At 43.1% G+C, this 13,351-nt stretch carries 5 protein-coding genes; 1 reads left to right on the top strand and 4 read right to left on the bottom strand.

Features of this window, described 5'->3' with window-relative positions; genetic code table 11:
- Nucleotides 1-95: 95 nt before the first annotated feature.
- Nucleotides 96-2,693, bottom strand: a complete 2,598-nt coding sequence (gene acnB, locus K5R16_RS00105; RefSeq protein WP_220735519.1) for a bifunctional aconitate hydratase 2/2-methylisocitrate dehydratase — start codon at nt 2,691-2,693, stop codon at nt 96-98.
- A gap of 400 nt (nt 2,694-3,093) precedes the next feature.
- On the opposite strand from acnB, the gene hxpB reads away from it, so the two are divergent.
- Nucleotides 3,094-3,759 carry a hexitol phosphatase HxpB gene (gene hxpB, locus K5R16_RS00100; RefSeq protein ID WP_220735518.1) on the top strand — a complete coding sequence of 222 codons (666 nt, stop codon included), beginning with the start codon at nt 3,094-3,096 and terminating at the stop codon, nt 3,757-3,759.
- Nucleotides 3,760-4,251: 492 nt separating this feature from the next.
- Here the strand turns inward: hxpB and K5R16_RS00095 are convergent, their stop codons facing one another.
- From K5R16_RS00095 to K5R16_RS00085, 3 genes are all read right to left on the bottom strand, one after another.
- Nucleotides 4,252-6,309 (bottom strand): M13 family metallopeptidase, encoded by a 2,058-nt coding sequence (locus K5R16_RS00095; protein ID WP_220735517.1) that lies wholly within the window; start codon nt 6,307-6,309, stop codon nt 4,252-4,254.
- Between the two features lie 144 nt (nt 6,310-6,453).
- The gene (locus K5R16_RS00090) at nt 6,454-8,670 is read right to left on the bottom strand and encodes a patatin-like phospholipase family protein (protein ID WP_220735516.1); all 2,217 of its coding nucleotides are present in this window, start codon (nt 8,668-8,670) and stop codon (nt 6,454-6,456) included.
- Between the two features lie 63 nt (nt 8,671-8,733).
- The gene (locus K5R16_RS00085; RefSeq protein WP_220735515.1) at nt 8,734-13,227 is read right to left on the bottom strand and encodes an EAL domain-containing protein; all 4,494 of its coding nucleotides are present in this window, start codon (nt 13,225-13,227) and stop codon (nt 8,734-8,736) included.
- Nucleotides 13,228-13,351: the final 124 nt, after the last annotated feature.

Raw genomic sequence — 13,351 nt, 5'->3', positions numbered from 1 at the left:
TGCCAATGACTTTAGCAAACACATTCCAAGACAAAATACAGACAACAAAAAGGCCAGCTAATTAGCTGGCCTTTTTAGTACATCAAATCTACAACTTATACGGCAGACTGGAAGATAACTTCGTCAGCTTTTTCTGTGTACGATGCAATCTGATCAAAGTTCAGGTAACGGTAAGTGTCAGCTGCAGTTGCATCTAACTCTTTAGCGTATGTCTGATATTCATCAGGTGATGGGAGGCGACCCAATAGTGCTGCAACAGCCGCTAGCTCAGCAGATGCCAAGTAAACGTTTGCACCTGTACCTAGACGGTTCGGGAAGTTACGCGTAGAAGTTGAAACTACTGTCGAACCTTCAGCAACACGTGCTTGGTTACCCATACACAGTGAACAGCCAGGGATCTCGATACGTGCACCGACGCGGCCGAAGATGGCGTAGTAACCCTCTTCTGTCAGTTGGTCACGATCCATCTTAGTTGGCGGTGCAATCCACAAACGGGTAGGCAGAGTCGTAGCAAACTTGTCTAGCATCTTACCAGTTGCACGGAAGTGACCGATGTTAGTCATACAAGAACCAACGAAGACTTCGTCAATTTTAGTATCAACCACTGATGAAAGTAGTATTGCATCATCTGGATCGTTTGGCGCACAAAGAATAGGTTCTTTGATATCAGCTAAATCGATTTCAATAACTTCAGCGTACTCAGCATCGCTATCAGCTTCCATTAGTTCTGGGTTAGCTAACCACTCTTGCATTGCAGTAATACGACGCTCAATAGTACGACGATCGCCATAACCTTCAGCAATCATCCACTTAAGCATTACGATGTTAGAGTTTAAGTATTCGATGATAGGCTCTTTGCCCAGCTTAATAGTACAACCAGCCGCACTACGCTCAGCAGATGCATCAGAAAGCTCAAATGCTTGCTCAACTTTAAGTTGCTCAAGACCTTCAATCTCTAGAACACGGCCAGAGAAAGCGTTGATCTTGCCTTTCTTCTCTACCGTCAACAGACCCAGTTCAATTGCTTTATGCGGAATAGCATGTACCAAGTCACGTAGAGTCATACCAGGTTGCAGTTCGCCTTTAAAGCGCACCAAAATAGATTCAGGCATATCCAATGGCATAACACCCGTTGCCGCAGCAAATGCTACTAGACCTGAACCCGCTGGGAACGAGATACCAATTGGGAAACGAGTATGTGAGTCACCACCAGTACCTACAGTATCAGGTAGTAGCATACGGTTTAACCAAGAGTGGATAACACCGTCACCTGGACGCAATGCAACACCGCCACGGTTCATGATGAAATCCGGTAGCGTATGGTGAGTGTTCACATCTATTGGCTTAGGGTAAGCCGCGGTGTGACAGAACGACTGCATCGTCAAGTCAGCACTAAAACCAAGACACGCCAGATCTTTAAGCTCATCACGAGTCATAGGGCCGGTAGTATCTTGTGAACCAACAGAAGTCATCTTAGGCTCACAGTATTGGCCAGGACGAATACCCGTCACACCACATGCTTTACCGACCATCTTCTGTGCAAGAGTGAAACCCTTACCCGTATCGGCCACGTCTTTTGGACGAACAAATTCAGTTGATGCTTCAAGTGCAAGCGTTTCACGAGCACGATCAGTCAAACCACGACCAATGATCAATGGAATACGACCACCCGCGCGAACTTCATCCATTAAGACTTCAGTCTTTAGAGAGAATTCAGAGATAACTTCATCGCTATCGTGACGCTTAACAAGACCTTCATATGGGTAGATATCAATAACATCACCCATCTCCATCTTGCTCACATCTAGCTCGATTGGTAACGCGCCAGCATCTTCCATGGTGTTGAAGAAGATTGGTGCAATCTTGCCACCGAGACAGAAACCACCCGCACGCTTGTTTGGTACATTAGGGATATCATCACCCATGAACCATAGCACTGAGTTAGTTGCTGACTTACGTGAAGAACCAGTACCCACTACATCACCGACGTAAACTAATGGGAAACCTTTGGTTTTTAGCGACTCAATCTCTTTGATTGGGCCGATAGTGCCCGCTTCATCAGGAACGATTCCTTCACGAGCATTCTTCAGCATAGCAAGTGCATGCAATGGAATATCCGGACGAGACCATGCATCTGGTGCAGGAGAAAGATCATCAGTATTGGTTTCACCCGATACTTTAAATACAGTCAGTGAAATCTTTTCTGCAAGCTTAGGACGAGATAGGAACCATTCGCCGTCAGCCCAAGAGTGAACAACTTGCTTAGCGTAGTCGTTACCCGCTTGCATTTTTTCCACGACATCATGGAAAGAATCAAACATCAGTAGCGTATGTGATAATGCTTTAACAGCAAGTGGAGCTTGTGCGTCGTTGTCTAACTGAGCAATTAGCGGCTCAATGTTGTAACCACCTTGCATAGTACCAAGCAGCTCAACAGCTCGCTCAGACGATAAAATGCTTGATGATGCTTCACCTTTTGAGACTGCATCTAAAAAGCCCGCTTTTACATACGCGGCTTCATCAACACCTGGCGGAATTCGGTTTTCAAGCAGATCAAGCAAAAATGCTTCTTCACCTGCTGGTGGGTTCTTTATCAATTCAACTAGCTGCGCCACTTGTTGGGCATCTAATGGCTTAGGGACTACGCCCTCTGAAGCACGTTCTGCGACGTGTTTACGATATGCTTCTAGCACGGCAACATTCCTCTTTGTTTGGCGTTCTAACAGCGAAACTGCTCGTCTTCACATTGAAACTGACAGCTCGGCAGGCTCGACCCTTATTTCGAGGCGTATTATACTACAGCTTTGCAAAAGTATGAATCAGATCACACTTACTCTGATAATAAATCGCACTCAAGTTACAAGTTCGCCAAACCATAGACTGTATAGTCAGCAAAGAAAACTAGACCATAGTGTTAACCTTTATTTTAAAGTAACAAATTCAATACATTAAGCGTGAATACATTTTTTCTTTCTGCACATTAGCTATTAATATTTACTGTAAAATGTACAATAAAGCCTAGTATTATTCGTGAGAACACTGAAAATAATCACTAATATTCACCAAAGTTATAATGAACATAATTGGGGACTTATGGGAAAACCCGAACTTAAAGCCGTTATTTTCGATATGGACGGTGTATTAATTGATTCCGAACCAGTGTGGCAAATTGCCGAGCACAAGGTGATGACCGAGCTCGGTTTAAACATCTCTATTGAAGATACTGTGGAAACAACCGGCCTTAGAATCGATCAGGTTGTAACGTTCTGGTACGCCCGTTTTCCTTGGCCAAACTACGACAACCAAAAAACCGCACAAGCTATTGTTGATCAAGTCGTAAGCCATATTACTGCCGACGGTGAAGCAATGTTGGGTGTGATATCTGCACTAAAAAGCTGCCAAGATTTGGGGCTTAAAATTGGTCTTGCAACCTCTTCATCAAGTGACATCATTAATGCTGTTTTAAACAGGCTAGAAATTAGAGAATACTTTCAATCGATTGAATCAGCAGAACATCTAGCCTATGGAAAACCACATCCGGAAGTTTATTTAAATTGCGCCAATGGGCTCAATATTGATCCTATCAATTGTTTAGCCATTGAAGATTCATTCAATGGATTGGTCGCCGCTCGTGCTGCGAATATGCAAACCATTGCCATTCCAGAGGCTAAATTTGCCAAATTACCTAAATGGGTTATCGCCCATCAACAACTTGGTGACCTAACTTTTTTGCCTGAGGTATTGGCATCTAAAGTTTAGCTTTTAGCCTTGGGTTGTAGTTCAAGCTGCAACAGATTGAGGTCGGAGCGCTTAACTCCAGTAATAGATTCTGTTCAGTTGATGAAGTGACCTTTGAAAGGTAACTTCGTTTTGAACCATTATGAGTTAGGTCAACACGCTTTTAATGCCTCTGACTATAGTCGTGGGATTCTGTCCCCCTAAGCAAGGATAACTGCTCCTCTGATGTGAATAGATTAACAGCAGACGTCCTATCGGAAACGTTAGGCTATTTCGAATAAGTGCGAGGAAGACAACTTCGTCTGGGGTGCTAATGGTTACTCTTATGATATCAAAAGTGGGGGCAAGCGCTTCCTTCTTTAGCTCTGCTCTTTACAAAAGAATGGGCGAAACGCCATGAGCTTATATCAAAAAAAGTTTGAATGGTTTGGCTTTTAGATTTAGATACACGAACAAAAAAGCCCATCGAATGATGGGCTTTTAGTGCTTAGCTGTGAGTTAGCAAAGCTAGCATTACCAGATCTTAACTCGCTCATCTTCGGTTAAGAACATCTTGTCACCCTCTTTAAGATCGAATGCTTCATAGAAGGCGGGAATGTTACGCGGTGTACCCATTGCACGGAAATGACTTGGCGAGTGAGAGTCGGTCATTAGGCGACGACCAAGCTCTTCATCGCGGTAATTACGGCGCCATACCTGTGACCAGCCGATAAACAAACGTTGCTCGCCAGTTAAACCATCAATCACTGGCGATGGCTTACCGTTAAGGCTCATCATATATGAACGTGCCGCGACCGTTAATCCACCCAAATCACCAATATTTTCGCCCAAGGTCAAATCACCATTAACGAATTTTCCTGGCATAGCTTCATAGCCAGCGTATTGCGCTGACAACTGTGCACCACGCTTTTGGAACTCTTCACGATCTTTATCAGACCACCAATCTCTTAAGTTACCATCACCGTCATATTTAGCGCCTTGATCATCAAAACCATGACTAATTTCATGACCAATCACCGCACCAATGCCGCCATAGTTAATGGCGTCATCAGCATCCATATTAAAGAATGGAGGCTGTAAAATAGCGGCAGGGAATACAATCTCATTCATCACTGGGCTGTAGTACGCATTCACCGTCTGTGGCGTCATGTGCCACTCAGTGCGATCGATAGGCTTGCCCAGTTTGTCTAACATTGCCTTATACTCGAACTGAGCATAACGCTGGTAGTTACCCACCAGATCATTCGCCTCAATATCTAACGCAGTATAATCTTTCCATTTATCAGGGTAGCCAATCTTATAAGTAAACTTGGCGAGTTTCTCTTGCGCTGCAACCTTAGTTTCCGGCGTCATCCACTCCAGTTCGTTAATGCTAACCTCAAAACCCTTAATCAGATTCTGGATCATCTGTTCCATTTTAGCTTTAGCTTCTGGCTTAAAGTTTTGCTTAACGTACTCTTCACCAACGATTTCACCAATCACTTGATCAGCCGCATCTACCGCTTTCTTCCAACGTGGTTTTTGCGCTTCAATACCCATCAAGGTATTACCGTGAAAAGCAAAGTGCAGATCGACAAAATCTTTACTTAGCAGTTCGGCGTAGTCATCCACCAAATGGAAGGCTAAGTAATCTTGCCATTCCGTAACTGTAAACTTATTAAACTCTTGACCAAATTTTTCAAAATACGATGGCTGGCGAACGATGACTTCGCTCACTTTATCGATATCAGCACCCGCTGAAAATTGCACAAAGTCAAAACCCTTTACTAAATCTTGTAGTTGTTGACGATCCATCTTGTTATAACTTTTATTGGCGTCACGTGACTCAACACGGCTCCACTGGCTGGCAGCAATGAATTTCTCAATCTTAGCCACACTCTTGCTAGCACGTTGCGGATCGCTATAACCGGCCTCCGTCATTAAATCGGTAACATATTTGTCTAATGCAGCACGGTTAGCGGTAAACTTTTCATCATCTTTCAAGTAATAGTCACGATCGGGTAGTGTCAAACCAGACTGGTATAAGTAAACCCCGTATTGGCTGGAGTTTTTCGCATCATTATTTACATAAAAACCGAATGGTACGGAAGCACCGTGAACCAATAAACTGCCCATTAAGGTCGCAATGTCGTTGTGAGTTGAAGCGTAGGCAATATCTGATAACTGATCTTTTAGTGGCGAAATACCAAGACTTTCAATGGTTTTGGTATCCATAAAGCTTGCGTAAAAGTCACCCACCTTCTGCTCACTGCTGCCCTTCACCTTATTAGGTTTTGCAGCAGAAGCCTCAATAATAGTTTTTAGTGATGCTTGGCTTTGCTCATACAAAACAGAGAACGAACCGTAATTAGATTTATCAGCGGGGATTGGCGTATTAGCTAACCAAGTTCCATTCACACTGTAATAGAAGTCATCTTGGTGACGCACTGCGGGATCGAAATTGGCTTTTTCAACACCTGATACTAGTGCCGTTGACGTTTGAGTGGTGTCTTTGCTGGCTTCATTACTTCCACAAGCTGTTAAGCCTAAGCTTAACGCCACACAAAGTGCTAATTGACTTACTTTATTCATGATTATCCCCGTTATAGTCCTTTAAAAAGCTCTCGACTGTTCTGTGAAGAGCTGACGCTACACATTATGTTTTAGACCAAATAGCCCAATGTTGTAAATGTGCGGCGCTTAAATAGTTTCCTCTGCTCGCGAATGCTGTTACTTCTACCAGTTTTTACCTATAAACAAAAAGACTGTTTTTTCACCGTCATCTGCGGCGCCAAAACCAAAGGCCGCAGGTCCCACGCCGGTGTCAATTCCAAGGAATAAACTGCCTGAATAGATCAGGTCGTCTAAAGCTACACTGTCTTTTTGAGTCCAAACGTTACCCGCTTCAAGGCTGGTACCTAAATACAGCGGGTACTCAGTCATGCCTAATACATCTCGGCCGAGATCATATTGATAGACAAAAGCGCCGAAAATCTTATGTGAGCCATAAAGCGCATTTTTATGATAACCAGAGAGATTTAGAAATCCGCCTAACTCAGAAACGTTGACGGTAAATACGCCATCTTTATCGACTGTTGCTAAGGAAGCAATACCAACAAAGGCATGATTACCAACGCCAACGGCACCACGCCAATCAGCTTCGTATTGCATTGAGAAGTTTGAAGAGTCTTCAAAACCTTCAAGATCATAAGTCTCTTTTCTCATGTATACATTGAAAGTAAATCGGTTACCTGATGTAGGAAAATTAATACTGTTAAGATCATCATAAGCAAACTTTAAATATCCGCCATAACCAGAGTAATCAACAGTGCCAAGACCCCATGCGTCATTTTCAAGATCGCCGACTTCACCTAGAATACCAAGTTCAACCATACCGTTTTGAGTATAATTAATACCAATACCCACCTCTGTACGGTATGAGGTCTGTCGTAGCTCCAAAATCCGTTGATTATTCTCAAAGAATCCCCAGTCTTTGAGTTCATACTCAACCTTGGCTCGACTGAAATAATCTTGATCTTTAGATAAGGGCTGATAAAACTCAGACCCGAGCAATTTATCGAAACCAAGCGATATTTCGTTACGCCATTCACCGCCGTTTTCAGTCAGGTTGGTCATGGTATAAGCAAAATCCAACGACACAACGGAGTCCAAACTAAAGTCATCTTCCCAGCTAAACCCAAAATCAAAATAGTTAGGTCCCCATGATTTCGCTGTGGTCGTTACAGTTAGCACTCGACCATCTTCAGTATCGGAAAACTCAGCATCGACACGCTCAAACTTATCTAAGGCATAGATCCGTGCAACCCCAGCTTCCAGTGTTTCAGTGGTAACAAAATCCCCCACATCTAGATCTAAATTATCCGCAAGTAATCTCTCACTGACTTTCGACTCATTGTCATACACCACTTTAATCAAGGGACGATTTATTTCATTTAGCCAATGCTCACTCTTTTGTTTTTTAGCCACTAGATAACTTTGGAAGTCAGCTTCATCAATTGATAGCTTATCTAATCTAGACGAATTTTCTCTGGCGGCAATTTCACCTAACGGCAGGGCGATAGGCATAATGCCAAAATCTGTAGTACTCAATTCCCCAATATTCGGCCGAATTAAGATATCACTGTCGGTCAATAACGCTTTTTGCTTCTCGGCACTGGCGTTAGTAAGAATTGTAGATAGCTGATTAAGTACCGCAATGGTGCTATCGAGCTCATCATTACCCACCAGTGGTGAGCCAATATCGACTGCAATAACAATATCTGCGCCCATCTCCTTGACCACATCTATCGGCATATTATTGGCAATACCGCCATCAACCAGTAAAAGACCATCGATAACTGCAGGTTGCAGTGCTCCAGGAACAGAGGCTGACGCCTGCATTGCAGCAACGATACTGCCACTGCTTAACACGACAGGCTCACCGGTAGCCAAATTTGTTGCGACAGCTCTAAAAGGAATTGATAACTCATCAAAATGGCCAAGCTGCTGAATTAGATTAGTTGAACTTCGAAGTAGCTGCGACATGCTTTGGCCGCGGAGCAGGCCCGCTGGCATTTTAACTTCTTCATCGCTATAACCGATATTGATGGGGATGTTATATTTATCGCGAGTTTCTTTGTCTCTAAAGCTAAGCGCTTCACGAGGAATAGTGTCTGAATAGCCTTTATCCCAGTTGGTGTTCATCATAATGGCTTCAATTTCAGCAGCACTATAGCCAAGCGCATACATGCCGCCAACGTAAGAACCAATACTCGTCCCGGTAATATAATCAATCGGAATATTTTTCTCTTCGAGTACTTTAAGTACACCAATATGAGCGGCACCTTTAGCGCCGCCACCACTGAGTACCAGACCTATTTTAGGCCTTTCTGTAGCGCTCACATATGAATGAAAAAACACAAACAAACAAAGAATAATAATTCTATGTATCATAATGACTTATTCGACTCTTCTAATGATATTTAACGTAGGGTATTTAACTAGTTTGTGCAAGCTTTAGAGGCTGGGTACTAGCAGTTGCTTTGCTTCGGGCTGTAAACTCAATTTAGAGCTGGTTGCCATATAAACTTCTAAATCAGTCGCTGACATCGGCTTGGCAAAATAGTAACCCTGTATAACATAACAACCACGGCTAAAGACCTGCTCTAACTGCTCATGGGTTTCAACACCTTCAGCAACGACATCCAATTTTAAGTTTCTTGCCAGCTCAATGATACTACTTGCTATCGCTTGATCGGCCTTATTTGTGGCGATATCAATAAGGAATGAGCGATCAATTTTCAAAGTGTTCACCTCAAAATGACGCAAATAAGCTAACGATGAATAGCCGGTTCCAAAATCATCAATTGCAACATCTACTCCCAATGCTTTGAGCTCTTTTAGGTGTTGTTTAGCCACTTTAAGCTCTTTCATCAACACGCCTTCGGTGATCTCAAGTGATAAAGCGTGATTAGGCATGCCGGTTTCAACTAAACACTTTTCAACACCTTGAATAAAGTCGCGCTGACGGAAATGCAGTGCTGATATGTTGACCGATACTTCAAGTGGCTCAGCCAATGTTTGCGCCCAGTGTGCACCGTGACGACAAGCTTCGCGCATCACCCAACGGTCGATTTCAACAATCAGCCCGCAAGCTTCTGCAACCTTGATAAATATATCCGGGCGCACATAGCCATCTTGTGGGTGGTTCCAGCGAAGTAACGCTTCGACTCCAACAAGCTTATCGTTTTGTAAAATATCTATTTGCGGCTGAAAATGAAGCTCAAACTCATCTCTTTCAATCGCTTTTCGAAGATCGGCTTCAAGCCTTAAGTGGTAAAGCGCTTCCGCATTGCGATCTTGAGAATAGTATTTGAAGTTACCTTTACCTTCTTCTTTAGCATGATACATCGCCAAATCGGCATTTTTGATAAGCGTTTCTGGTTGCTTAGCATCTTCAGGCCACAGGCTCACACCAATACTGGTAGAGATATGAAATTCACGTCCATAAAGGTCAAACGGTTGCTGAATACTCGCCAGTAGCTGGTCACAAAGTCGGTTAATACTATCTACATCAATATCGTCACGCAGCAAGATAACAAACTCATCACCACCAAAACGGCACAGTACATTTTCTTGAGAGATAAAGGTTTGCAACCTATTCGAGGCCTCTACCAATAAAGCATCACCCATACTATGGCCATATGAGTCATTCACATGCTTAAAACGATCTAAATCTAAGAAAAGTAAAGCAAGTTTACCGCCCTCTTTTTCTGCTTGATAAATGGACTGTGACAGTTTGCTCGAAAATAAAGAGCGATTAGGTAAACCCGTTAATACATCATAATTAGCCAGTCGGCGTAGGTCGGCCTCGGTGCGTTTACGATCGGTAATATCAGAGAAAACCACCACGTAATGTGTTGCCTCTCCATTTGTATTCAAAATTGAAGAGACGTTTAACCACACCACGCACTGCTGCTCGTTGGCGCACGCGACGGTACATTCGCCAGTCCAACTCAGTCCATGCTGCAACAGATCCGCAATATGAGTGCCAGCCTCTTTACCGAGCAACACCTCAGCGAAAGATTGGCCTATTAACATGCTAGACTTAAGGCCTAGAATATCTTGAGCGGCTTTATTGGTCACCTGGATCAGCTCATCTCGGTCATAAATAAGTACTGCTTCAGTGGTGTTTTCAAATGCTTGAGCCAGTAAATGAACATCATCTTTAAGCTGACGTTGCTCAGTAATGTCAGTATAAATACCTGCTACTCGTTCGATTTCACCGTTGGCACGATTACGCTCAACAGGTCGTCCTAATACTCGGATCCAACCCCAAGAGTTGTCGCTGCGCTGATAGCGATATTCCACTTCAAAGCGATCGACTCGCTCTTCGAGCATATCTCTCCAGGCTATAAGAACGTTACTTTTATCTTCGTCATGAATCGGAATATCGCTTTGCTTAAGATAAACTTGGCTTCCTCTACCACTTAATAAGCCAGCCACATTTTCGAGCCTAAATACATCCGTTTCCAGGTGCCATTCCCACAACTCAGAATCACTGCCTTTTAATGCTTGCTTAAGTCGATTCTCACTGTCTGTAAGTGCTAAATTTATCCCTCTAAATGCCATCACCTGTCGTTGTCTAATAAAGATCACCGCTAAACCAATTAGCAGTACCCCGATTAACATAAGCCCTTTAAACCAGCGAGTTTGCCACCAGTGCATCTCTACTTCAAAAGAGAATGAAAAAGGCTCTGCAGACCAAACTTCATTCTGTAAGCTGATGATTTCTAGAATATGCGTGCCCGCACCTAAACCCGAAATATTTAATTGAGATTGACCATTGAGGTAGATAAAACTACCACCTGCTTTATCTTCTGGCCTACGTAAGCGGTACTGCAGTTGCAACGGTTTTTCATTAAGATAATTGGACCGAGCTAATTGGAAACTCACCAAATGTGCACCAGGAAGAATATGGCGCCCCTCCTGTGGGAGTAAACTAATTTCAGTTCGGCTTTCAAAATAAACTTCCATCGACTCAAGTAATATTGTGTCTTTTACCGTTCTATTCTTTAGCTTAGCAACATCCAGTAACATAGCGCCATCAGGAGTGCCAACGTATAGTCCTTCAGCGGAAGTATGTACAGCCCCCTCATTAAGTTCGTCACTGATAAATCCATCTTCGGGGGCGATAACGACGATTTCGTCGGTTAACGTATCAAAGCGAATAATAGAGCGTGGGCAACCAATTAACCGAAAGCGGCCAACTTCTTCAATAAAATAAACACTGTTACAGTCAACTTTCCAATCATCTGTTAAAGAGCGAGTTGAACCCGTTCTATGGTTGTATTCAACTGCACCACGATTCTTAAGCCCAATCCACCAAAGCTCAGGCTCGATCTCTCTAATTATGCTAACTGACGCCAGCCCTTGGCCTTTTCCAAGTGGTGCAGTGACCGAATGATAATTACTTTCTTTATCTAAATAACCGAATAAACGGTCGCCAGCAAGCCACAAGCGCTGTGAACTATCACGTCTAACCTGCTTCACTCTTTGTAATTGAATAATACTCTTATCGGCACTTAGACTTACATATTGGGGTTTTTCCAAACCAGGCTCCCAAAAGAACAGCCCTCGGTTAGTGGCAAACCAAATCCGTCCAGGGATCAATGTATCGAAATTGGTGTTGTAAACAGTTTTATTCTCCAGACTACCAGTGCCTCCCATCCAATCTGCAAATGTCTGCGTATGGAAGGTTTTTGTATTAACGACAGAAAGGCCGCTGGTACTAGAGAGCAATATATTTTTCTCATCGAGTGCATCAATATTATAAATACTGTCATTGAGATCGATATTCTGTGGGGTAATGAAATAGGGATGTTTAGTTTGTCTGTCGATAAGCAAAAGCCCAGCGTCAGTGCCAAGCCACAAATCTTCATCATCAGAATAGATGGACCAAATAACTTCATCCGGCATATTGTAAGGCACTGATTTACTAAACTGCTCAATCAAGAAATCAGGAGTATCTGCGAGAACGGCAACACCATCACCCGAGCCGCCAATCCAAATAAGGCCAGTATTATCAACGGCTATGTCATGAATATAATCAATATTAGAATTCTGTTTAACTTCATTGCCGTATGGCTCTACAAGTTGAGAATCAGGCTGCCACTTAAGTAAACCTGCGCGACTCGCCAACCAAAGAAAACCATTATTATCCTCAGCAATATGAGTAATGTAATAAGGCAGTTGTTCAACCTGTCTGAGAGATAAGTCTTGCTCGACTAACTCAAAAAAACCTTTGCTAGAGCTAATCCAAATTCGGTTATTTGAATCTCGAAGTATTTGCTCAATACGGCCGTATGTTTCTTGCCAAGGCAGTACCGCGATTCTTTCGCCAGCCTCATCTCGGACTTCAACTCTTGCTTCTGTCGCCACCACGATTCGACTGTCTGAGATAGCCGACATCACTAGCCACGGGTAATCTTGATTACTGGTTAAGAAATTTACCCGCTCTAATGACATTTTGTTGTAGTTAAAACGTAACAGCTCTCCTTCTTCAGTGAGGATGATCCGATTGCCATGTTCATCTTCAATCTGCGAGGTGATCCCCACCCCCGCATACTCAGGGAAAAGTGCAGGGCTGCCAAAGGCGGTAAAAGTATTGGTATAGATGTCATAAAGGTAGATTTCATAGAAGCTGCTCACCAGCAGGTGACGCTTACTAAGAGGTGAGACCATTTTGATATGGTTATCACTGAGTTTAGAATCTAAACCAACCTGATCTAGCCTTCTAATTTTGCTACTACCGACGCGATAAAGCCCTTCCTCTGTAGCTAACCAGGTAAAGCCATGCTCATCAAAACTGATATCCCATACGGTGCCATTTATCAGTCCATCACTGGCAGTAAAAATGCGTTGTACCACGCCACTGGCAAATGCCGGTGTCGAACAGATAAGCAACAAAATGACAAAACTAAACCACTTTTTTATAATTATAATTCTCATTTGCATATACCCATTTAGCTCTGGATATAGAGGTTTTTAGCTTTAACTTGAATGTATCATTTAGATAACACAGAATCACGCATTGATTAGCACAAATCCCTTATTTACGGGATTTAGGGCATAA

Source organism: Shewanella sp. c952 (assembly GCF_019654975.1).
Classification (GTDB): Bacteria; Pseudomonadota; Gammaproteobacteria; order Enterobacterales; family Shewanellaceae; genus Shewanella.
The sequence above is the reverse complement of the archived record's forward strand: the minus strand, read 5'-3'. Positions and strand labels throughout refer to the sequence as shown.